Source organism: Rhodoferax saidenbachensis (assembly GCF_031457975.1).
Classification (GTDB): Bacteria; Pseudomonadota; Gammaproteobacteria; order Burkholderiales; family Burkholderiaceae_C; genus Allorhodoferax; species Allorhodoferax saidenbachensis_A.
The window spans coordinates 192,501-213,568 of sequence record NZ_JAVDXO010000008.1; the positions used below are offsets into that span (position 1 = coordinate 192,501).

The 21,068-nt window shown below is 64.4% G+C and carries 20 protein-coding genes and 1 pseudogene; 12 read left to right on the forward strand and 9 right to left on the reverse strand.

The window, feature by feature from the left end:
• Nucleotides 1-14 precede the first annotated feature (14 nt).
• Nucleotides 15-512: a cupin domain-containing protein gene (locus tag J2X15_RS16540; RefSeq protein WP_310344782.1), complete on the forward strand. Its 498-nt coding sequence runs from the start codon at nt 15-17 to the stop codon at nt 510-512.
• 78 nt (nt 513-590) lie between these two features.
• Here the strand turns inward: J2X15_RS16540 and J2X15_RS16545 are convergent, their stop codons facing one another.
• The 3 genes and pseudogenes from J2X15_RS16545 to J2X15_RS16555 form a co-directional block, all read right to left on the reverse strand.
• Nucleotides 591-1,631, reverse strand: a complete 1,041-nt coding sequence (locus tag J2X15_RS16545) for an NADP-dependent oxidoreductase (RefSeq protein ID WP_310344784.1) — start codon at nt 1,629-1,631, stop codon at nt 591-593.
• An 84-nt stretch (nt 1,632-1,715) separates the two neighbouring features.
• The gene (locus J2X15_RS16550; RefSeq protein ID WP_310344785.1) at nt 1,716-2,273 is read right to left on the reverse strand and encodes a DUF1003 domain-containing protein; all 558 of its coding nucleotides are present in this window, start codon (nt 2,271-2,273) and stop codon (nt 1,716-1,718) included.
• A gap of 42 nt (nt 2,274-2,315) precedes the next feature.
• Nucleotides 2,316-2,762: pseudogene (locus J2X15_RS16555) on the reverse strand (hemerythrin domain-containing protein); the annotation flags it as partial.
• Nucleotides 2,763-2,902: 140 nt separating this feature from the next.
• On the opposite strand from J2X15_RS16555, the gene J2X15_RS16560 reads away from it, so the two are divergent.
• Entirely contained in the window at nt 2,903-3,649 is a 747-nt protein-coding gene (locus J2X15_RS16560) for a 2OG-Fe dioxygenase family protein (RefSeq protein WP_310344789.1), read from the forward strand.
• Between the two features lie 4 nt (nt 3,650-3,653).
• The gene (locus tag J2X15_RS16565) at nt 3,654-5,261 is read left to right on the forward strand and encodes a GGDEF domain-containing protein (RefSeq protein WP_310344792.1); all 1,608 of its coding nucleotides are present in this window, start codon (nt 3,654-3,656) and stop codon (nt 5,259-5,261) included.
• On the opposite strand, the gene J2X15_RS16570 is transcribed toward J2X15_RS16565, so the two are convergent.
• Nucleotides 5,258-6,487: an NAD(P)H-dependent flavin oxidoreductase gene (locus J2X15_RS16570; protein ID WP_310344794.1), complete on the reverse strand. Its 1,230-nt coding sequence runs from the start codon at nt 6,485-6,487 to the stop codon at nt 5,258-5,260. The two genes, J2X15_RS16565 and J2X15_RS16570, sit on opposite strands and share 4 nt — an antisense overlap.
• 146 nt (nt 6,488-6,633) lie before the next feature.
• On the opposite strand from J2X15_RS16570, the gene J2X15_RS16575 reads away from it, so the two are divergent.
• Together J2X15_RS16575 and ppk2 are read left to right on the forward strand one after the other, a co-directional pair.
• Nucleotides 6,634-7,671 (forward strand): GGDEF domain-containing protein, encoded by a 1,038-nt coding sequence (locus J2X15_RS16575; protein WP_310344796.1) that lies wholly within the window; start codon nt 6,634-6,636, stop codon nt 7,669-7,671.
• Between the two features lie 158 nt (nt 7,672-7,829).
• Nucleotides 7,830-8,678, forward strand: a complete 849-nt coding sequence (ppk2, locus tag J2X15_RS16580) for a polyphosphate kinase 2 (protein ID WP_310344834.1) — start codon at nt 7,830-7,832, stop codon at nt 8,676-8,678.
• On the opposite strand, the gene J2X15_RS16585 is transcribed toward ppk2, so the two are convergent.
• The 5 genes from J2X15_RS16585 to J2X15_RS16605 are packed head-to-tail and all read right to left on the reverse strand — an operon-like array spanning nt 8,675 to nt 14,051.
• Nucleotides 8,675-9,430, reverse strand: coding sequence for an SDR family NAD(P)-dependent oxidoreductase (locus tag J2X15_RS16585; RefSeq protein ID WP_310344799.1), 756 nt, complete (start codon nt 9,428-9,430; stop codon nt 8,675-8,677). The two genes, ppk2 and J2X15_RS16585, sit on opposite strands and share 4 nt — an antisense overlap.
• Nucleotides 9,431-9,439: 9 nt before the next feature.
• A complete protein-coding gene (locus J2X15_RS16590) occupies nt 9,440-10,462 on the reverse strand; it encodes a transporter (protein WP_310344801.1) in 1,023 nt (340 codons plus the stop codon).
• A gap of 22 nt (nt 10,463-10,484) precedes the next feature.
• Complete coding sequence (locus J2X15_RS16595) at nt 10,485-11,345, reverse strand: NUDIX hydrolase (RefSeq protein ID WP_310344803.1); 861 nt, start codon at nt 11,343-11,345, stop codon at nt 10,485-10,487.
• Nucleotides 11,346-11,397: 52 nt separating this feature from the next.
• Complete coding sequence (gene recJ, locus J2X15_RS16600; protein ID WP_310344804.1) at nt 11,398-13,107, reverse strand: single-stranded-DNA-specific exonuclease RecJ; 1,710 nt, start codon at nt 13,105-13,107, stop codon at nt 11,398-11,400.
• Complete coding sequence (locus tag J2X15_RS16605) at nt 13,104-14,051, reverse strand: phosphoglycerate mutase (protein ID WP_310344806.1); 948 nt, start codon at nt 14,049-14,051, stop codon at nt 13,104-13,106. The genes recJ and J2X15_RS16605 overlap by 4 nt, the downstream gene beginning before the upstream one ends.
• A 60-nt stretch (nt 14,052-14,111) precedes the next feature.
• Here J2X15_RS16605 and J2X15_RS16610 point away from each other — a divergent pair, with 60 nt between their 5' ends.
• The 7 genes from J2X15_RS16610 to J2X15_RS16640 form a co-directional block, all read left to right on the forward strand.
• Entirely contained in the window at nt 14,112-15,368 is a 1,257-nt protein-coding gene (locus tag J2X15_RS16610; RefSeq protein ID WP_310344809.1) for a lipoprotein-releasing ABC transporter permease subunit, read from the forward strand.
• The gene (gene lolD / locus J2X15_RS16615; protein WP_310344811.1) at nt 15,361-16,038 is read left to right on the forward strand and encodes a lipoprotein-releasing ABC transporter ATP-binding protein LolD; all 678 of its coding nucleotides are present in this window, start codon (nt 15,361-15,363) and stop codon (nt 16,036-16,038) included. Before J2X15_RS16610 ends, lolD begins: the two co-directional genes overlap by 8 nt.
• 168 nt (nt 16,039-16,206) lie before the next feature.
• Nucleotides 16,207-17,382, forward strand: a complete 1,176-nt coding sequence (locus J2X15_RS16620) for an ABC transporter substrate-binding protein (RefSeq protein WP_310344836.1) — start codon at nt 16,207-16,209, stop codon at nt 17,380-17,382.
• Between the two features lie 28 nt (nt 17,383-17,410).
• Nucleotides 17,411-18,256: a TatD family hydrolase gene (locus J2X15_RS16625; RefSeq protein WP_310344813.1), complete on the forward strand. Its 846-nt coding sequence runs from the start codon at nt 17,411-17,413 to the stop codon at nt 18,254-18,256.
• A 6-nt stretch (nt 18,257-18,262) separates the two neighbouring features.
• A complete protein-coding gene (locus tag J2X15_RS16630) occupies nt 18,263-19,021 on the forward strand; it encodes a class I SAM-dependent methyltransferase (RefSeq protein ID WP_310344815.1) in 759 nt (252 codons plus the stop codon).
• Entirely contained in the window at nt 19,018-20,808 is a 1,791-nt protein-coding gene (gene tfpB / locus J2X15_RS16635; RefSeq protein WP_310344817.1) for a type IV pilus assembly ATPase TfpB, read from the forward strand. Before J2X15_RS16630 ends, tfpB begins: the two co-directional genes overlap by 4 nt.
• Before the next feature lie 66 nt (nt 20,809-20,874).
• A partial coding sequence (locus J2X15_RS16640; RefSeq protein WP_310344820.1) for a tripartite tricarboxylate transporter TctB family protein occupies nt 20,875-21,068 on the forward strand: 194 nt, incomplete at its 3' end.

Sequence of the window (21,068 nt, forward strand, 5' to 3'; positions counted from 1 at the left end):
ACAAGGAGCGCTGTATGGGCCATGACCACCCGCACGATCACACGCACCCCCAGACCGATTGGAAGCACGACGGCGTGCGCGTGGTGCCCGGCAACCAGCTGGACGACAACGTGCCCTCCACGCCGGGCATGGACCGCAAGGCGGCGATCAACTTCGCCCGCGTCGGCGCACAAAAGTTGTGGGCCGGTACCGTCACCATCCACGCCAATGCCAAGACCGGTGCCCACCACCATGGCCCGCTGGAAAGCGTGATCTACGTCGTCAAGGGCCGCGCCCGCATGCGCTGGGGCGAGCATTTGGAATTCACCGCCGAGGCCGGCCCGGGCGACTTCATCTACGTGCCGCCCTACGTGCCGCACCAGGAAATCAACGCCAGCGCCACCGAAGTGCTGGAATGCGTGCTGTGCCGCAGCGACGGCCAGGCCGTGGCGGTGAATCTGGATATTGAGCCGGTAGAAAAACCGGAGAACGTGCTGTGGGTCGATCCGACCCATCCACACGGTGGGGTTTAGAGGGTTTTTGGCCTCTAGCCCTCGTGGAATATGCGCGAGCAGCTACTAAAAATGTAGCAACCCGCGCAATCCAAACTCTCAGCCCTTGGCCACTTCCAGCACCAGCTTGCCGAAGTTTTCACCGTTGAACAGCTTGAGCAGCGTGTCGGGGAAGGTGTTCAGGCCCACCACCACGTCTTCCTTGCTCTTCATGCGGCCGTCTTTCAGGTAGACGGCCATCTCGGCCACGGCCAGGTGGTAGCGGTCGGCGTAGTCGAACACCACAATGCCTTCCATGCGCGCGCGATTCACCAGCAGGCTGAGGTAGTTCTTGGGGCCTTGCACGGCGGTCGTGTTGTTGTACTGGCTGATGGCGCCGCAGATGATGATGCGCGCGCCGCGCGTGATCTTGGCCAGCACATCGTCGAGGATTTCCCCGCCCACGTTGTCAAAATAAATGTCCACGCCCTTGGGGCAGTGATCTTTGAGGCCCGCGCGTACGGCGCCAGGGCCTGCCTTGTAGTCGATGCAGGCGTCAAAGCCCAGCTCCTTCACCACCCAGTCGCACTTGGCGGCGCCGCCGGCAATGCCCACCACGCGGCAGCCTTTGATCTTCGCGATCTGGCCCACGGTCTGGCCCACGGCACCGGCTGCGCCGGACACCACGACGGTCTCGCCGGCCTTGGGCAGGCCCACATCCATCAGGCCAAAGTAGCCGGTCATGCCGGGCATGCCCAGCACGTTGAGCCACTGCGTGGGCGTGCCCACGCGCAGGTCGATCTTGAACAGGCCATTGCGCTTCATTTCTTCCTGCGCAATGGTGATGTACTCCTGCACGCCAAAGGTGGCGCTTACGTGGTCGCCCACGGCGTACTTGTCGTTCTTGCTGGCCACCACCACGCCCACACCGCCGGCGCGCATCACTTCGCCAATGCCCACGGGCGGGATGTAGCTCTTGCCCTCATTCATCCAGCCGCGCATGGCGGGGTCCAGGCTCAGGGCCAGGGTCTTGAGGGTGACGCCGCCTTCAGCGGGTTCGGCCACAGCCTCGGTGGTGTGGCTCCAGTTGGCCGCGGTGGGCAGGCCCACGGGGCGGGCGGCCAGGCGAATTTGGTGGTTAACGAGGGTGGCGAGGGACATGAGAGGCTCCGTAAAAATGGCCGAGCTGCGCATGGTAGCCCCGGCCGCCGCAGGGGTGGGTAGCCAAGGTGACAAACCGGCGCCTCAGTGCGCGCGGGCGCTCAAAGCCTGCACCTGGGCGGTCAAATCCCGCACCGCCTGGGTCAGGGCCAGCAGCTCCTGGTCCTTCAGCAGGTCCATTTTTTCATGCAGGAGCTCGATTTCCAGCTCCGCCTTGACGTTGATCTCGTAGTCCGTCTCGGCGTGGCGGCGGTCCAACTCGCTCTGGCGGTTCTGGCTCATCATGATGGCCGGTGCGGTGTAGGCCGCCTGGAAGGACAGCAGCAGGTTCAGCAAGATGAAGGGGTAGGGGTCCCAGGCGCCGTGGCCGGCCAGCACGTTGCCTGTCATCCAGATCACGATGGCCGTGCTCTGGATCATGATGAAGCGCCAGGAGCCAATGGTGGACGCCACGCCGTCGGCCAGCCGCTGCCCCCGGGTGGGCGCGGGCACCTCGAAATGCTCGGCGGCCGGACTCAGTGGCGCTGTCTGTTTGTGCCGGTGGGCCCGGCGGTGCGCACGCAGGGCGTGCAGCTGGTGTTGCTCTTCCAGGGCGAGGGCGTGTGCCGGCGGAATATTGGAGGGTGAAGAGGGGGCGGTCATGCAGGGCTTCCAAAAGCGTGGGAAGGCTGCAGTGTGCACCTATGCGCAGATGGCGCCCTTGGTTAGGTCGTAGCCCGCGGAGCGCAGGTGCAGCGCCAACGATGCGTCCATGCTCTGCGCATGCTGGGGAAACCAGGCGCCCAGCTCACGCGCCATCTGGCGCACCACATCCAAATCGCCCGTATGGCCGCGGGCCTCGCCCTCGCGCATCACCTGCAAGACGACCTTGTGTTGCGTGGTGTGGCAGTTGTCTGTGGCAAAGCCGGTGTCCCGCATCCATTGGTCTTCGCGGTCGAAGTGGTCCTGCGTGTGCGCAATCAGCGTCACCCAACGGGGCAACAGCAGCGCATCGGGCGCTTGTACGACCTCGGCCAGCAGTGCCACAAACTCCTGGTGGGTGGCGTCCATCAGCGGCATGTCCAGCGACAGGGCGTCGCTCCATTGCAAGGGTGCGGGGGTAAATGGGGTTGGGGTCTCGGTGGCGGTCATGGGGCACTCTTAAAAGGGGTGTGCCAGAGTAGCCCGCCAGGGCCGGTGCAGCCTTGACCCACATCAGGCCGCGTGCACTCTTCTGGGTTGATAATGCCTCGCAGCCAAACCCCGCAGCGTGTGCTGTGCTTGTTGCCACCATGACTATTTCCTTTTCGCCCCCCGCCATTCCTGATCCCCACGCGCTGGATGCCACCCTGCAAAGCCAAGGCTATGCCGTGCTGGCTGCAGAGCAGGTGGGTACGCTGGCCGGTCTGGCCTTGCCGACTCTGCTGGCCTGGCGCCCCCTGTGGGCCGATCTGCCGCCCGACGCCTACTTGCGCGACGGTGGCCGTTACCGGCGCAGGCGCCATGCCTGCTTTGTGGTGGACGGTGCCGCCGTGACCCTGGCGCCGCACCGCCCGCACTGGCAGCCGGTGGAATACAACGCTCTGCACGGCGGCATGCAGCGCCACTTTGAACCCATGCAGCCAGCCCTGGTGGGCCAACCCGACTGGCAACAGCTGCTGGCCTGGCTGGGTCAGGTGGCCTCCTCGCTCAAAGGTGCACGCACCTGGTATGTAGAAGCGCACCAGTTCCGCATTGACACCACTGACGGCATTGGCCGTCCCACGCCCGAAGGCGCGCACCGCGACGGTGTGGACCTGGTGGCGGTGTTTTTGGTGGACCGTGAAGGCATCAAGGGTGGTGAGACCCGCGTGTTCGACGCGGCCGGCCCCAACGGCCAGCGCTTCACGCTGACCCAGCCCTGGTCCTTGTTGTTGCTGGACGATGCGCGCGTGATCCACGAGTCCACGCCCATCCAGCCCGAGGCTGCGGGTGGCCACCGCGACACGCTGGTGGTGACCTTGCGCAGCGGTGCTTTTCAGGGCGACGCGGAGCGCTAAGCCCATGATGTCCTGTTCGCCCGAAGAGCTGCAGAAGAAAAGCCAGGAGCTGTTGGCCAAGTGGCAAGCCTGCCAGGCCCAGCCGGGGTTTGACGGGCTGGTGGAGTTTGCCGTCACCGTCTCCAGCCTGACCGAGTTTCTGGAGGCCCGCGGTCTCTCGGGTTTGCACCAGAGCGCCCACGCGCTGGAGCAAAAGGTGCTCTCGCAGTTCGACCAGACCTCTGGCACCACCCTGGGCACTGAGGCCCTGCAGGCCCTGAGCCAGCAGGTACAGGAGTTTTTGGACCGGGCCCAGGCTTTCGCGCGTGGACAGGTCGCGCCTGCCGAAGAACGGCGCAACCAGCCTGAGGCTCCGCAGACTGTGACCCTGGTGCCTGTGCACAAGGTGGCGTTTGTCACCACTCAGCCTGTCCCCTGGAGAGACCTGGTCGCCCAGGTGGGCTACTTCAATGTGCAGGTGGAGGTGTTTGCCACGGTACAGGCCTTGCCCGCGGCGCCCGAGCCCTCCATCGTGTTGGTGGACGCGGTGGGGCTGGCGCTGGCGGACTTTGTGGCGCGGGTGCAGGCCCTGCGCGGCCAGTTTTCGGCCAGCACCATCATGGGCCTGAACCTGGGTAGCGATTTCGAGAGCCTGCAGCACGCGTTGGGCGCCGGCTGCGACGCCTGCTTTGCCGAGGGCACGCAGCATGCGGCCATCATCGCGCGCATCATCAAACTCTGTAGCAACGAAGAAGAGCCGCCCTACCGCGTATTGGTGGTGGAAGACTCCAAAACCGCAGGCGCCCTGATCCGGCGCACGCTCTCAGAAAGCGGCATGGAGTCGCAGGCCATCACGCGCCCGCAAGAGGTGCTGACCGCGCTGGCCCAGTTCCAGCCCGACCTGGTGCTCATGGACATGTACATGCCGGGTTGCACGGGGGTGGAGGTGACGCGGGTGATTCGCCAGCACGCCGAGTTTTTGTCCACACCAGTGGTGTACCTGTCGGGTGACAGCAATGTGGCGTTGCAAGTGGACGCCTTGCGCCTGGGCGGTGACCACTTTCTGACCAAACCCTTCAACCCCGTGATCCTGAACGCGGTGGTGAAGAGCAAGATCGACCGCTACCGCACGCTGCGCCGCACCATGCTGCACGATAGCCTGACTGGCCTGTACAACCACACCACCTCCAAACAGTATCTGCAAACCGCCATCAACGCGGCGCGCCAACAGGGCAGCCAGCTCTGTGTGGCGATGATTGACATCGACCACTTCAAGGCGGTGAACGATACGTATGGCCACCCCATGGGCGACCAGGTGATTCGCAATGTGGCCTGGCTGCTCAGGCAGCGGGTGCGAAAGACCGATTCGGTGGGGCGCTATGGGGGAGAAGAGTTTGTGGTGCTGTTGCCGGGCTCAAATGCCGAGCAGGCCCATGCGGTGCTGGACCGCATCCGTGTGGACTTCTCCCACATTCGCCAACCCGTGGAAGACGGCTGGTTTTCTTGCACCTTCTCGGGCGGCATCGCGCAGTGGAATGCCGACCTGGACTCCGAGGTGCTGCTCAAGCGTGCCGACGAGGCCCTGTACCTGGCCAAGCGCGCCGGCCGCAACCAGGTGTCGATGGGCGCCTAGCAGACTGGTGCCAGGGCCGCAGCAGGGGTCAACAGACGCTGCACCAGTTCACGCACGGTCCGGATTTGGTTGCCAAAGGGCAGCTCCCCCGCACCGCGGAAGAACAGGCCTTTTTTGGTGTCGCCGCGCAGGGCCGCGGCCAGCTGGTTGTCAATGCAAAACTGGCCCCAGCCCGGCAAGCCATCGCGCAGGCCGCACTGCGCCAGACAGTCGAAGCTTTTGGTGCAGCGTGCTTTCGCATGGGCCACCGCCTGCAGCTTGGGCTCAATCTTCAGGTAGGCGCGAAGCCAAGGGGTGCCCACCGCACGAGCAGGCAAACCGGCCACGCTGGTGAATTCCAGCATGTCTTCCTCGCGGGCCTCGGCCAGCACGCGTTTGAACTCGGCATGGGCATCGCTCTCCTCGGTCACCGCAAACGCACTGCCCAGCTGGACTGCATCGGCCCCCAGCGCCTGCAGGCGCGCAATGTCCTCATAGCTGCGAATGCCGCCGGCCACGATGAGTGGGATGTGCCGCTCATAGCCTGCGTCTTTGAAGAACTGGCGCACTTGCGGCACCACGGTTTCAAAATCAAAGCGCGGGTCTTGCAGGTCGGAAATTTTTGCCGCACCTAGGTGGCCACCGGCCAGGCGTGGGTGCTCAATGACGATGGCGTCTGGCAGGCGCTTTTTGCGCTCCCATTTCTTCACCAGCAGTTGCACGCCGCGCGCGTCGGACAGGATGGGGATGAGCGCCGCCTTGGGGTGGTCCTGGGCCAGGTCTGGCAGGTCCAGCGGCAGGCCCGCGCCCACCACCACGGCGTCAATGCCGCACTCCAGCGCCCGCTTCACGTTGGCTGCGTATTCGCTCACGGCGCGCATCACGTTGATGGCCAGCAGGCCGCGTCCACCGGTGCGTGCCCGCGCGGCCGCGATTTCGCGGCCAATGGCTTCCAGGTTGGCCTGGTTGATGCCGGCTTTGGCCGCCTCGCCTGGCGCCAGTTCCCGGGTCTGGTCCATCAGGTCCGCATGGTGGCGGCGCAGGTCCACGCTGGAGAGCGTGCCCACCCCACCCAGCGCCGCTACGCTGCCTGCCAGTCGGTTGCCCGAGATACCAATGCCCATGCCGCCCTGCACGATGGGCAGCAGCGTGCGACCCGCCAGGCGCAGCGATTGCAGGCCGCTTCGGCGCAGCCAATCGCAGGAATCAGAGGGTAAATACGGGGATTCGTTACTTGCGTGGATCATGGGCTGCTCTAAGATGTGGGTGTTGTTCGCGGGTCACACAGCTTAGGACGCGACCGCACACAGTGCTTTGAGATGCGTCAAATTGACCAACAATCGGGGGTTGGGCCCCGTTCAATACAAAAAATAGAAATAGGTAGACACCAGGAATGAACGCACTTGTGCAAAGTTTGGCGAAGATGAGCGGTCTGCGTGACCGTGATGCGCTCGACTTCGCCTTGGTGCAACTGGTGCTGGACTGTAGTGAGGGGGCAGTGCAGTCGGCCTGCCTGGTTCGGGTAGTGGGCGAGGGGGATGACCGCCGCTGCCTGACCCTGGCGCGGCTAGAGGCCGGGCAGAATGAGCCCGTGCGCGATGTGGTCTGGACCGACTGGACCTTGCTCCCCCATGTGACGGACTACCCCATGCGCCAGCAGGCCCTGGAGCGTGTGCGCGCCGTGCACTCCAAGGGTGCGCCGTTTACTGGCGTGTTGCCACTGCCTGGCGTACCGGGCGCTGCAGCGCTGCTGGAGATTACCTCCACCGAACCCCTGAATGCCCGCACGCTGGATCTGGTTCAGGGCGTGTTGCAAACCTACAACAATCTCTTGGGCCTGTTGGACTACGGCGAAAAAGACGCCCTGACCGAGCTGCTGAACCGCAAGACCTTTGATGGTGCCTTTTTCAAGGCCACAGCAGACCACCGCACCGAAGACAACAACCAGGGCCCGGATCGCCGCGTGTCGTCGCCCGACGAAGGCGTATGGCTGGCGGTGCTGGACATTGACCACTTCAAGCGCGTGAACGACAACTTTGGCCACTTGATTGGTGACGAAGTGTTATTGCTGCTGGCGCGGCTGATGCGTGCGAGCTTCCGCTTCCATGACCAGCTGTACCGCTTTGGCGGGGAAGAGTTTGTGATCCTCATGCGCTGTGACAGCGTGGACCATGCCCATGCCGCGTTGGAGCGCTTGCGCTTGCGCGTGCAGGAATATGCGTTTCCGCAGGTGGGCACCATCACGGTCAGCATTGGTTGCTCGGTGCTGCTGCCCAACGACACACCCAGTGGTGCGTTTGGCCGGGCGGACAAGGCGGTCTACCACGCCAAGGAACATGGCCGCAACCAGGTCTGCAACTACCAAGCCCTGGTGGCGTCGGGCCTGATCGTGGAGCAGGCCGCCGAGAACATGGACGTGGACCTGTTCTAGTCCTGCGCGTGCCTCCTGCCCGCCGCGGTCAGGTTGTCATCCCTTTTTCACACAGCTGACACACGATTTGCCTAGCCTTGGAGGGTAAACACCCGTCCATCCAGGAGTAGCCCGTGAGTTCCAGTGAAGATGATTTGATCCGCCGTATCCAGAGCGACATGTTGGACAGCTACGACGAAGAGCTGGAGATGGAGCTGGACGACGGTTCTCCGCGCGACCTGAGTGCGGAGGCCCGGGTTGCACGCCGCACCTATTTCAAAGAACTGTTCCGCATGCAGGGCGAGCTCGTCAAGCTGCAGGACTGGGTGGTGAAGACCGGCCACAAGGTAGTGGTAATTTTTGAGGGGCGCGATGCTGCCGGCAAGGGCGGCGCCATCAAGCGCATCACCCAGCGGCTGAACCCACGCGTCTGCCGCGTGGCGGCGCTGCCTGCGCCCAATGACCGTGAGCGCACCCAGTGGTATTTCCAGCGCTATGTATCGCATCTGCCTGCGGCGGGTGAGATCGTGCTGTTTGACCGCAGCTGGTACAACCGCGCCGGAGTCGAGCGCGTCATGGGCTTTTGCAATGACGAACAGTACGAAGAGTTCTTTCGCACCGTGCCCGAGTTTGAGAAGATGCTGGTGCGCTCGGGCATCCAGGTCATCAAATACTGGTTTTCCATCTCCGACGAAGAGCAGCACACACGCTTTTTGGGCCGCATCCACGACCCGCTGAAGCAGTGGAAGCTCAGCCCCATGGATCTGGAGTCACGCGCACGCTGGGAAGACTACACGCGGGCCAAAGAGGTGATGCTGGCGCGCACCCATATTCCCGATGCGCCGTGGTGGGTGGTGCAGGCCGTGGACAAGAAGAAGGCGCGTCTGAACTGCATCCACCACCTGCTGCAGCAAATGCCCTACGAGGAAACAGAGCACCCGCCCGTGGTGCTGCCTCCGCGTGTGCGCCACGACGACTACGAGCGCCAGCCGGTGCCGCAGAACATCATCGTTCCCGAGATTTATTAGCCGCGCACGTCCGCCACGGGTTGGCTGCCAAAGTCGCTGCGCGCCAAATAGGCCAGCACGCGCTGCGCTGCCTCGGTGGGGCTTGTCAGTTGCCCCTGGCTGTACAGGCCGTCAAAGCTGCTGCGGTCAGGAAACTGCGTGGCATCGGCGCTACGCAGTTGCAGCTGCATGTCAGTGTCAATCACGCCGGGCGCCAGTGCGCACACCTTGGCACCATTGGCTTGCAGGGCTTCGTCCAGCGCCAGGCAGCGCGTGAAGTGGTCCAGGCCGGCCTTGGCGGCGCAGTAGGCGGCCTGCGAGGCCATGGCGCGTCGGCCTAGCCCCGACGAGATATTCAGCACCTTGCGGGGCAGCTGCCAATCGCGCGTGGCGCCTAGAAAGGCCGAGGTGAGCAGCATGGGGGCCTCTAGCCCCACCCGCAGGGCCTGTGCCAGGCCTGCCGCATCGGCGTCGCGCAACGGCACCAGCGCGGGGATGACGCCTGCGTTGTTGATCAGCGTGGCGCTGGCCAATGCAGCATGGTCTTGCTGCGCCAGCCAGTTGCCCAGTTGCGCGGCGACTGCAGCGCCATCGTTCAGGTCCACAGGCCACTGCAGCAGCGTGGCACCCACGCGTTGGGCCTGCTCGGCCAATGCAGTATTGGTTTGGCGGGAGAGGCAGAGCAGCAGGGCATCGGGTGCCAGCAGCTGCTGGGCTAGGCCCAAGCCCATGCCGCGGGAGGCGCCGGTCAGGATGGTGAGGTGGTGTTGCATGGGTGGCGGCTATTCGCGTTGTTTGCGCAACGCAAACCAGCCCGCTACGGCGGTAAACGTGACGATGATGGCCACCACAATCCAGAAACCGTGCGGATGATCGGCCCAGGGAATACCCCCCACGTTCATGCCCAGCAGCCCCGCAATGATGTTGATGGGCAAGGCCAGCACGGTCACGATGGTGAGCACGAACAGGCTGCGGTTATTCGCCTCCGCCACTTGGGCCGCCACCTCTTCCTGCAAGGACTTGATGCGCTCCTGCAGCGCGGCCATGTCGCTGAGCGCCACGGTAAATTCCTCGGTGGATTGGCGCAGGTCCTGCAAGTCTTCTTCGCCAATCCAGGTGGGCGGTTTGTGCAGCAGGCGAAACAAGGCGGCGGGTTCGGGCGCCAGCAGGCGCTGAAGGCGCACCAGCAAGCGGCGCAAGCTGCCCAGGCCGGCGCGCTTGGTGTTCAGCCGCCCCGCCAACAGCTGATCTTCGATCGTGTCCACGCGGGTGGTGGTGTTGCGCACGATAGATACCAGCACATCGCCCTGGTCATGCATCAGGTGCACCAGCAGAGCCATCGAAGACGCGAGTCGGGTGCCGCGTCGCACGGCATCACGCAAGCGGTCGATGGAGCGCAGGGGCTGCAGCCGTGCACTAACCACCAGTCTGGGCCCTACAGACAGCCAGAGAGTGGAGATATCGGCGGGCTCAAATGCAAAGTCGTAGTGCACATCATTCACCACCGCCACCAGCATCTCGTCGTCCAGTTCCACGCGGGTGGAGCGAGATCCGTCTTTGAGCGATTCGTAGAACAGGTCTGACAGCTGCAAATGGGTTTGCATCCACTGGGCGGTGGCGGCCTGTGACAGGTTGAAGTGCAGCCAGACGAAGCCCTCCTGCGGGCCCGTACCTTCGTGGGCATTCAACCACCGCAGGGCTTGTTCGGTGTCCACCGGAATGCCTTGGCCCTGGGCGCCAAACTGAAAGCCGTAAATCAGCCCGGAAAAATCTGCGCCGTAGGTAGCAGGAGGGAGTGTGCTCATGGTGTGTCGCTCGGTGCGTTGCCTATAGAAGTCCCAGGCCTTGCGCGAGCGAGGCGATGGTGTCGGCGGTGAATTCTCCCTGTTGTACCCTGCTCACCACCGCTTCGGGCGTCAGGCACAAAAAATCTTGCACTTCGCCGTCCTGGTTGCGTGGCACCACGTGAGCTGCCAGTGTGAGATTGAAGACCCGCAGCATTTCGTCGTGCCAGCCTTCTTTTTCGGGGCGCGTGGTGCGCCGCGCGCCCGCGTCCGCCAGCGCAGTGGCGTCCATCTGCAGGCCGGCTTCCTCCTGCAATTCCCGCAGGGCGCAGCCCAGCACTGTTTCACCTGCAGGCAGACCGCCTGCGGTCACGTTGTCCAGCAAGCCCGGGTCGGTGGCCTTGTTGGCGGCGCGGCGGCCGCACCACAGCCGCCCATCGGAGGTAAAGCCATTGATGTGTACCGCATGGCTCATGAGCCCCAGGTAGCGAAACCCGGCGCGTTCTATCGTCACGAAAGGCTCCCGGTCCAGCAGAGGGCCGTCGCAACCGGCATGCCAGAACGCAAATGTCTCGCCGCGCCAGCCTGGCAGCAGGCCCTGGGCGTGGTCGTGCTCCAGCAGGCCTTGCAGTGCCGCGCTGCGTTGGGGACTACTCCAGGAATCGCTGTCCCAGACCAGGTGATCGTGCTCCCAGCGGCAGCCCGCCAGTTGATTCAAAAGTTGCTGCGCCCGCGCTGTGCGCAGCCAGCCCAGGGGCCGCAATGGGGTGTGCCATGCGGTCCAGTCGGCGGGGGGCATTTGCTCGCAGGGATGCTGTGTCAAAACATCACGCTCGGCCGCGCTGAGTTGCGCCAAAAATGCAGCGGCGCCTGAGTGTAGGGAAGGGGTGGTAGTCAGGGTCATCCGCTGTGATGGAGAGGGACAACCACGGTACCCAAGGCGTGTGACAAGCGGTTTAAATCTCCGCGCCTTCGACCAAAAACCGCACCCGCCGCACGCCGTTCCATTCATCGGCATCCAGCCGGAAGGCCAGCGTCACCTTGGCAGGCAGCGGGTCGGTGTGGCCGAACCAGATGCCGTCCACGGGCTGGCCCTGGTGTTTGAGCTTCAGCGCCAAGTGTTTCTCCCCCACCAGGCGCTGCGACACCACTTCCACCTCTTCGCTGAAGGTGGGCGCCGCAAAGCCTTGGCCCCAGACTTCCTTGTGCAAGGTGTCCACCAGGTCGACCCGCCGGTATTCTGGGTTGAGCGGGCCATCGGTTTCCAGGCGGCGCGTCAGCGTGGCGGCGTCCAACCACTCTTGGGCGACTTCATTCAGGCCGTTCTCGAAATCGTCAAAAAACTCTTCGGCCACCGTGCAGCCCGCGGCCATGGCGTGGCCGCCAAAGCGCAGGATGACGCCGGGGTAGCGCTTGGCCACCAGGTCCAGCGCGTCGCGCAGGTGGAAGCCGGGGATGCTGCGGCCCGAGCCTTTGAGTTCGTGCTCCTTGCCCTCGGCGGCGCTTGCGGCAAACACAAAGGTGGGGCGGTGCAGCTTGTCCTTGATGCGGCTGGCCACAATGCCCACCACGCCTTCGTGGAAGTCGGGGTCGAACACGCAGATGGCGGGTGGCGGCTCATCGCCTTCGTCAAACAGGCTCTCGGCAATCATCATGGCCTGCTCGCGCATGTCGCCTTCAATTTCGCGGCGTTCCCGGTTGATGCCGTCCAGCGTCTTGGCCAGCTCGTCGGCGCGGCCGGGGTTGTCGGTCAGCAGGCACTCGATGCCTAGCGTCATATCGCTCAGGCGGCCTGCTGCGTTGATGCGTGGGCCCAGGGCAAAGCCAAAGTCAAACGTGGTGGCCACCTCGGCCTTGCGTCCGGATGCTATAAAAAGGCTAGCTAGTCCCGCAGGCATGGCGAGGGCCCGCACACGTTTTAACCCTTGGGCAACAAGGCGGCGGTTGTTCGCGTCCAGCTTCACTACATCGGCTACGGTGCCTAGCGCCACCAGGGGCAGCAGGGCGTCCAGCTTGGGTTGGGTGGCGGCGTCAAACACGCCGCGCTTGCGCAGCTCGCCGCGCAAGGCCAGCAGCGTGTAGAACATCACGCCAACCCCGGCGATCGACTTGCTCTCAAACGTGCAGCCCGGCTGGTTGGGGTTGACGATCACATCCGCGTTGGGCAACTCTGCGGCGGGCAGATGGTGATCAGTCACCAGCACCTGCAGGCCCAGCGCCTTGGCGCGCGCCACGCCGTCCACGCTGGCAATGCCGTTGTCCACGGTGATCAGCACATCGGCGCCGGACTTCTTCACGCGTTCACTGATAGGTGCGGTCAGACCGTAGCCGTCCACCACGCGATCGGGCACCAGGTAGTCCACGTGTTGCGCGCCCAAGAGGCGCAAGCCGCGCACGGCCACGGCGCAGGCGGTGGCGCCATCGCAGTCGTAGTCGGCCACGATGCAGAGCTTCAGGTTTTGCGCGATGGCGTCGGCCAGCAGCACGGCGGCGCGGTCTACGCCCAGCAGGGTGCTGGGGGGCAGCAGCTTGGCCAGCGCGTCGTCCAGCTCTTCGGGGCTGTGCACGCCGCGGGCGGCATACAGGCGGGCCAGCAGTGGATGTACGCCGGCTTGCTCTAGTGCCCAGACCGAGCGGGGGGGGATGTCGCGGGGGACGATGTTCATAGCGTGAGCAGTAATTCTTGCGGTGGGGGTGCGGTGAAACGGCGCTGCAGGCGGTTCCACCACGCCGTGTTTTTGAGTTCAAACGTCGGCGCCAGCCGCTCGCCACACAGCGTGAGTTGCAGGGGTTGGCCGGCCTTGGCGCGCTGCAGCAGCGTGGCAATCACGGTGCTGTCCAGCGTGTGCCAGGCCTTGAGCCATTGGTAGGCGTCGTCGCGCAGCGCGGCGGCTTCCAGGGCCAACACCATATCTATGCGCTCCCCGGGGGCCAGGGGCGTGTGGGCGGGCAGGCGGCCGGTGCCGCTGATCCAGAAGGAGTTGACCGTGGGCTGGCCCTGGGCGCTGCGGGCGTCGTTCACCGGGTGGGTGTAGAGCAGCATCTGCATCTCATTTTGCAGGCGGCGCAGGCCCTGGGCCTCGGGTTGGCGTGGCATCCAGTTGTCCACCTGGGTGCCGCAGGCGCGTGCCAGCGATGCCGTCGGCAGGTCGGTGAACACCGCGCCTTGCGCCAGCCAGGTGCTGTTGGACAGCGCATGCAGACTGATGCCGTCTTCGGCAAAGTAGGGCTGCATGGTGGCGCGCAGCGCGTCCGATGCATGGGCGCCCAGGGCCAGCGTGTCGGGGTGGTCCATGGCCACGTGGTCGGCGTTGATCTGCCAGTGGCAGGGCGTGATCCAGGCCCAGCCCGTGGTGCCATGCGCCTTGGTCAGGCCCAGGTGCTCAGCATCCAGGGCAGCCCAAGGCACCAGACCATCAGCGCCCTGCAGGCCCAGACTCTTGGCGCGCACCCGCTCGTGCAGCGGCGTGAGTGACTCCACCGAGCCCAGCAGGGGCGGTTTCGGGTCCAGCAGGCTAACCAGTTCACCCAGGTTGGGAAGGCTCAGCTGCGCAATGGCCGCCTGGCACTGGGGGCCGGCCGGGGCCGCATGGGGAATAACGGTGTGCATGGCAGGATTGTCCCGCATGGATGCCACAATCCGGCCACCCCTGCACTTTGTCACTTATTAATGCAACTGCCCTACGAGCTCACCATTGGCTGGCGCTACACCCGCGCCGGCCGTGCCACCCGGCGCAATGGCTTTATTTCCTTCATCTCGGGCGTGTCCATGCTGGGCATCGCGCTGGGCGTGGCTGCCCTGATCATCGTGCTGAGCGTGATGAACGGTTTCCAGAAAGAAGTGCGCGACCGCATGCTGGGCGTGGTGTCGCACATCGAGGTCTATGCCGCAGGCGGCGTGGCCCTGCCCGATGTGAACCTGACGCTGGCCCAGGCCAAGGCCAACCCGCAGGTGATTGGCGCTGCGCCTTTTATTGCGGCGCAGGCCCTGGTGGCACGTGGTGAAGAAATGAAGGGGGCTTTGGTGCGCGGCATCGACCCCGCGCTGGAGCCCCAGGTCTCTGACGTGGCCACCGGCGCGCAGGGCGCCGTTCTGGCCCAGTTAGTGCCGGGCGAGTTTGGTGTAGTGCTGGGTGGCGAGCTTGCGCGCAGCATGGGCGTGATCAAGGGCGACAAGATCACGCTGGTGGCACCCAGCGGCCAGGTCACCCCGGCCGGCGTGGTGCCCCGCCTCAAGCAGATGACCGTGGTTGGCACCTTCGATTCGGGCCACTACGAATACGACTCGGCCCTGGTGTTTGTGCACTGGGAAGACGCCGCCAAGATCTTCCGCCTGGAAGGCCCCACCGGCGTGCGCCTCAAGCTCAAGGACCTGCACCAGGCGCGCGAGGTGGCCGAAGAACTCAGCCACACCATGACCGGTGATCTGCTACTGCGCGACTGGACGCGCCAGAACCGCACCTGGTTTGCCGCGGTACAGGTTGAAAAACGCATGATGTTCATCATCCTCACGCTCATCGTGGCGGTGGCCGCGTTCAACCTGGTCAGTACGCTGGTGATGACGGTGACCGACAAGCGCGCCGACATCGCCATCCTGCGCACGCTGGGTGCCAGCCCGCGCAGCATCATGGGCATCTTCGTGGTGCAGGGCGCCATGGTGGGTGTCATCGGCACGCTGGCCGGCCTGTTGCTGGGGTTGGGTGTGGCGTTCAATATCGACGTCATCGTGCCCGCGCTGGAACACGCGCTGGGCGCCAGCTTTTTGCCCAAAGACATTTACCTGATCAGCCGCATGCCCAGTGAGCCGCAGCAAAGCGACATCGTGCCGATTGCGGTGATCGCACTCATCATGGCCTTTGTCGCCACCCTGTACCCCAGCTGGCGCGCCAGCCAGGTGAACCCTGCCGAGGCCCTGCGTTATGAGTGATGTGTTGTTACAAGCCACGGGTCTGACGAAGCGGTTTCACGAAGGTCGCCTCGATGTCACCGTGCTGCACGGGGTGGACCTCGAAGTGTGTCGCGGCGAGACGCTGGCGATTGTGGGGGCCTCGGGCTCCGGCAAAAGCACCTTGCTGCACCTGCTGGGCGGGCTGGACGCACCCAGTGCAGGCGCCGTGACGCTATGCGGCCAGCCGCTGGCGGGGTTGGATGCCGCAGCCCAAGGCCGTTTGCGCAACAAGCACCTGGGTTTTGTCTACCAGTTTCACCACCTGCTGCCCGAGTTCAGCGCGCTCGACAACGTCGCCATGCCATTGACAATTCGGCGTGTAGCCCCCGTGGAATGTGCGGCAGCAGCTACAAAAATGCTAGCGCTGGTGGGGCTGGAGCACCGCGTGCACCACCGCCCGGCCGAGCTGTCGGGCGGCGAGCGCCAGCGCGTGGCCATTGCCCGCGCACTGGTGACCAACCCCGACTGCGTGCTGGCCGACGAGCCCACGGGCAACCTGGACCGCAGCACGGCCGACGGCGTGTTCGACCTGATGCTGTCGCTGGCGCGTGACCAGGGCACGGCCTTTGTGCTGGTCACGCACGACGCCACGCTGGCTGCGCGCTGCAGCCGCCAGCTGCAGCTGGTGTCGGGGCGGTTCGCGTCCTAGGTTCTCTGGGGTGACCCGGCAGGGCGCCTGGCTTGCGGTTTGCTGACGGTGCCGGTTCCACACCCGCCGTTCAAGGGTTCCCGCGGATGGTGCCGGGGCTTGGCGCGCCCTAAGCTGGGCGCATCCAATTCTCTGAGAGTCACTATGAACCGTCGTTGGTCTTGCTGGATGGGCTTGTGGGTGGGCGTGGCCCTGTCGTGCGGCGTGGCCGCCCAGGGGGCCAAGCCGCTACGCATCGGGCTCATTGGTCCGTTCACGGGCCCCTCGGCCGACTTTGGCCTGCCCATGCTCAATGGCGCCAAATTGGCCGTAGACGAAATCAACGCGGCGGGTGGCTATCTGGGGCGACCGCTGGAGCTGGTGATCAAGGACGACACCGCCAATGCTGACGTGGGCTTGCAGCAATCCCAAGAGGTACTGAAAGAAGGTGTGGTCGGCACCATCGGGTTTTGCAACACCGGGGTGGCCATGAAATCGCTGGAAACTTTCCAGACCGCCAAGGCGCCGCTCATTGTTCCCTGCGCCACCGGCACCCCCATCACCGCCAAGTACCCGGCGCCCGAGAGCTATATCTTTCGCACCTCGGCGCGCGATGGCATCCAGGCGCCGTTTGTGGTGGATGACATTGTGAGCCGTGGCTGGACCAAGGTCGCCATCTTTGCCGACAAGACACCATATGGCGAAGGTGGCATGAACGACGTGGTGAGGGCGCTGGCTGCCAAAAACTTGCAGCCCGTGTTTGTTGCGCGCTTTGATCTGGGCGTGAAGGACCTGCAGACCGAACTCAAGGCCGCGCAAGCTGCGGGTGCCAATGTGGTGTTCAGCTACACCGTGGGGCCGGAGAACGCGGTGATTGCCAAGGGCCGCCAAGCCCTGAAGTGGGCCGTGCCCCAGGTGGGCGCCTGGCCGCTGTCGTTTCCGTTCTTCATTGACGGTGCCAAGGAAGCGGCCGAGGGGGCGCTGATGGCGCAAACCTTCATCGCCGAGCCCAGCAACGAGCGGCGCATCTCCTTCTTGACGGCCTACGCACGCAAGTTCAATACCAAGAAAATCACCGTGCCCATGGCCGCGGCGCAGGCCTACGACACGGTGTACCTGTTGACCTACGCCATCCTGTCCATCCGGGACGGCAATTTGTCAGGCCCCTCGGTCAAGGCGGCGCTGGAGACCATGCCCCGCGTCTACTACGGGGTCACCGCCACGCATGAGCACCCTTTCAGCAAGGACGACAAGGACGCCATCACCAGCAATATGCTGGTGATGGGCATGGTGAAGAATGGTTTGGTGACCTTTGCCTACCCCGAAGACCGCACGCGCAACCTGTTTGTGCAGCGCAAACGCTAGACCTTCACAGAGCCCCGACAATGGCGGCATGCGCTGGATAGACACCCACTGCCATTTGGATGCCTTTGTGACGGGCCAGGAACTGGACGCCGTGCAGCAGCGCGCGCGACAGGCCGACGTGGTGCACTGCGTGATTCCGGCGGTGGAGGTGGCGAACCTGGACACGGTGCGCGAACTGGCCCATGCCGGGGGGCACAGCTATGGGCTGGGCATCCACCCGCTGTACACGCCCACGGCGCAGGACGATGCGCTGGCCGTGCTGGCGCAGCGGCTGCAGGCCCACCATGCCGACCCGCGCCTGGTGGCCCTGGGCGAGATCGGGCTGGACTACTTTGTGCCCCAGCTCACCCAAAGCCCTTGGCGCGAGAAGCAGGAGGCTGTGTACCGCGCCCAACTCAAGCTGGCACGCCAGTTTGACCTGCCTGTGGTGGTGCACGTGCGGCGTTCGGCCGACCGGTTGCTCAAGCATTTGCGTGAACTGGCCGGCCCCGGCGGGCGCTGGCAGGGCATTGCGCATGCCTTCAACGGCAGCGACGTGCAGGCGCAGGAATTCATCAAGCTGGGCTTCAAGCTGGGCTTTGGTGGCGCGGTGACCTTTGAGCGTGCCCACCAGCTGCGCCACCTGGCGCAGACTTTGCCGCTGGACGCGCTGGTGCTGGAAACCGATGCGCCCGACATTCCGCCACATTGGCTGTACACCACAGCCGCTGAGCGCGGGGCGGGCGTGCCCCAGGGCCGCAACACCCCGGCAGAGTTGCCGCGCATCGCCCAGAGCATGGCTGAACTGCGCGGCATGCCCCTGGCCGAGCTGGCCGACGCCACCACGCACAACGCCTGTAAAGCCCTGCCGAAGCTGGCCGCGCTGCTGGTATAAATCCCTATGGCACGAAAAGCATCTCTCTCACTCCCCGAAGTCAATTTCTCCGAAGAAGGCGATATCCGCCATTTGCACCTGGGCAGCCAGTGGATCCAGGGCTCTATGCAGGTGGACGCCCCCACGGCGCTGGTGCATGAGTACATCCAACGCATGATGGCCTGGCTGTTGTTTGTCGATCCCATCACCGTGCCCAAGCGTCAGGCGCTGCAACTGGGGTTAGGGGCGGGATCGCTCACCAAGTTCTGCCATAAAGAACTGCGCATGAAAACCACCGCCATTGAGCTCAACCCGCAGGTGTTGCATGCCTGCCGTGGTTGGTTCAAGTTGCCGGCGGACAACAGCCGCATGCAGGTGGTGTTGGCGGACGCCTCGCAAGAAATCAAGGAATCCCACTGGTTGGGCGCGGTGGATGCGCTGCAGGTGGACCTGTACGACGAAGAGGCCGCAGCCCCCGTACTCGACAGCGCAGACTTTTACGCCGACTGCCGTGCCACGCTGACCGACGAGGGTTGCATGACCGTGAACCTGTTTGGCCGCAGTTCCAGTTTCCAGAAGAGTGTGGACAAGATTGCCCAGGCCTTTGGCGACGAGGCCATCTGGGCTTTCAAGGCTACGCGCGAAGGCAACACCGTGGTGCTGGCCCAGCGCACCCCCAGCCGCCCCAAGCGTTCCCAGATGATGGAGCGGGCCGAGTTCATCCAGTCCCAATGGGGTCTGCCCGCCGACAAATGGGTGCGCGTTTTCAAACCGGTGCAAGCATGAGTACGACCTCCAAAAAGCCTGCGCACGCCGCAGCCACGCACATGGGCCCGGTGGACTGGCGCCGCCTGGTGGAATGGTTGCAGCACGACAAGGTGATTGCCGAGGAAGAGGCCCAGCGCACCATCAGCCGCTGTGCCCAGGCCGAAAGCTCGCAGCACCCGCTGGTGCGCCTGGCCAGTGTGTCCATGCGCCGCGCATCGGACCAGAAGCCGCTGGACATGGAAATGCTGACCCAGTGGTTGGCGCAGCGCGCCGGGCTGGAGTATTTGCGTATTGACCCGCTCAAGGTGGACGTGGGCAAGGTGGCCGACGCCATGGGCGCGGCCTATGCCGAGCGCCACAAGATCTTGCCGGTCGTGGTCACGCCCAGTGAAATCACCGTTGCCACGGCCGAGCCCTTCATCACCGATTGGGTGGCCGAGGTGGAGCGCCAGAGCCGCCGCAGTGTCAAACGCGTGGTGGCCAGCCCGCAGGAGATCACACGTTACACGGCCGAGTTTTACGCACTGGCCAAGTCGGTGCGCGCTGCCAGCAAATCGGGTGTGAATAACGGCGCCAGTTTTGAGCAACTGGTGGAGCTGGGCAAGAGCAACAAGCAGCTGGACGCCAACGACCAGGGTGTGGTGCAGGTGGTGGATTGGTTGTGGCAGTACGCCTTCGACCAGCGCGCCAGCGATATCCACCTGGAGCCACGCCGCGAGCAGGGCGTGATCCGCTTCCGCATCGATGGCGTGCTGCACCCGGTCTACCAGATGCCCATGGGCGTGCTCAATGCCATGACGGCGCGCATCAAGTTGCTGGGTCGCATGGACGTGATCGAGAAACGCCGTCCGCAAGACGGCCGCATCAAGACGCGCAACCCGCGGGGTGACGAAATTGAAATGCGGATTTCCACCTTGCCCACCGCCTTTGGCGAGAAGATGGTGATGCGGATTTTTGACCCCGACAACGCGGTCAAAGACCTGGATGCACTGGGTTTCTCCAGCCACGATGCCACACGCTGGGAGCAGCTGGTCAAACGGCCCCATGGCATCATTCTGGTGACAGGCCCCACGGGCTCGGGTAAGACCACCACGCTGTACTCCACCCTGAAGCGCGTGGCGACCGAAGAGGTGAACGTGAGCACGGTGGAAGACCCGATCGAAATGATCGAGCCGTCTTTCAACCAGACCCAGGTGCAGCCGCAGCTGGACTTCGGCTTTCCGCAAGGCCTACGCGCCCTGATGCGGCAGGACCCCGACATCATCATGGTCGGCGAAATCCGCGATCTGGAAACCGCCGAAATGGCGGTACAGGCCGCGCTCACGGGCCACCTGGTGTTCTCCACGCTGCACACCAATGATGCACCCTCAGCTGTGACGCGCCTGATGGAGCTGGGTATTCCCGCCTACCTGATCAATGCCACGCTGCTGGGCGTGCTGGCGCAGCGCCTGGTGCGCACGCTGTGCAAGCAGTGCAAGGTGCGCGATGAAGAAGCCAGCCGCGATGCGCTGAGCGAGATGGTCAAGCCCTGGCAGATCAATGGGGGCTACAAACCCTACAAGGCCGTGGGCTGCGTGGACTGCCGCATGACGGGCTTCATGGGGCGCATGGGCTTGTATGAGTTGCTGGTGGTGTCTGAAGGCTTCAAGGCCCGGGTCAGCGGGGAGCCAGGCATTGACGCCTTGCGCCGCCAGGCCGTGACCGATGGCATGCGGCCTTTGCGGCTGGCGGGTGCCCTGCGGGTGGCTGAAGGGCTCACCGTGATTGAAGAAGTGTTGTCGTCTACGCCACCATTACAAGGGTAGATCACGAGTTGGGGAGCCTGCTTTTGCAGGCAGAATGCAAACCGGTTTAAAACCAGGAGACAGACAGTGAATATAAAAAGCCAAAAAGACTTTTTCTCGGGCCTGATGTTCATGGGCGTTGGCGTGGCCTTTGCCTGGGGCGCCAGCGGTTACACCATCGGCAACGGGGCCCGCATGGGGCCGGGGTACTTCCCTCTGGTGCTGGGCATTCTGCTCGCTGTTTTGGGGAGTGTCATCACCTTCAAATCGCTGGTGGTGGA

Coding starts and splice junctions, on each gene's coding strand:
- J2X15_RS16590 (WP_310344801.1), bottom strand. CDS start 10,462: ATGAGCACACTCCCTCCTGCTACCTACGGCGCAGATTTTTCCGGGCTG.
- J2X15_RS16545 (WP_310344784.1), bottom strand. CDS start 1,631: ATGTCCCTCGCCACCCTCGTTAACCACCAAATTCGCCTGGCCGCCCGC.
- J2X15_RS16540 (WP_310344782.1), top strand. CDS start 15: ATGGGCCATGACCACCCGCACGATCACACGCACCCCCAGACCGATTGG.
- J2X15_RS16595 (WP_310344803.1), bottom strand. CDS start 11,345: ATGACCCTGACTACCACCCCTTCCCTACACTCAGGCGCCGCTGCATTT.
- lolD (WP_310344811.1), top strand. CDS start 15,361: ATGAGTGATGTGTTGTTACAAGCCACGGGTCTGACGAAGCGGTTTCAC.
- J2X15_RS16560 (WP_310344789.1), top strand. CDS start 2,903: ATGACTATTTCCTTTTCGCCCCCCGCCATTCCTGATCCCCACGCGCTG.
- J2X15_RS16565 (WP_310344792.1), top strand. CDS start 3,654: ATGATGTCCTGTTCGCCCGAAGAGCTGCAGAAGAAAAGCCAGGAGCTG.
- J2X15_RS16610 (WP_310344809.1), top strand. CDS start 14,112: ATGCAACTGCCCTACGAGCTCACCATTGGCTGGCGCTACACCCGCGCC.
- J2X15_RS16585 (WP_310344799.1), bottom strand. CDS start 9,430: ATGCAACACCACCTCACCATCCTGACCGGCGCCTCCCGCGGCATGGGC.
- J2X15_RS16605 (WP_310344806.1), bottom strand. CDS start 14,051: ATGCACACCGTTATTCCCCATGCGGCCCCGGCCGGCCCCCAGTGCCAG.
- recJ (WP_310344804.1), bottom strand. CDS start 13,107: ATGAACATCGTCCCCCGCGACATCCCCCCCCGCTCGGTCTGGGCACTA.
- J2X15_RS16630 (WP_310344815.1), top strand. CDS start 18,263: ATGGCACGAAAAGCATCTCTCTCACTCCCCGAAGTCAATTTCTCCGAA.
- J2X15_RS16570 (WP_310344794.1), bottom strand. CDS start 6,487: ATGATCCACGCAAGTAACGAATCCCCGTATTTACCCTCTGATTCCTGC.
- J2X15_RS16620 (WP_310344836.1), top strand. CDS start 16,207: ATGGGCTTGTGGGTGGGCGTGGCCCTGTCGTGCGGCGTGGCCGCCCAG.
- J2X15_RS16575 (WP_310344796.1), top strand. CDS start 6,634: ATGAACGCACTTGTGCAAAGTTTGGCGAAGATGAGCGGTCTGCGTGAC.
- ppk2 (WP_310344834.1), top strand. CDS start 7,830: ATGTTGGACAGCTACGACGAAGAGCTGGAGATGGAGCTGGACGACGGT.
- tfpB (WP_310344817.1), top strand. CDS start 19,018: ATGAGTACGACCTCCAAAAAGCCTGCGCACGCCGCAGCCACGCACATG.
- J2X15_RS16550 (WP_310344785.1), bottom strand. CDS start 2,273: ATGACCGCCCCCTCTTCACCCTCCAATATTCCGCCGGCACACGCCCTC.
- J2X15_RS16625 (WP_310344813.1), top strand. CDS start 17,411: ATGCGCTGGATAGACACCCACTGCCATTTGGATGCCTTTGTGACGGGC.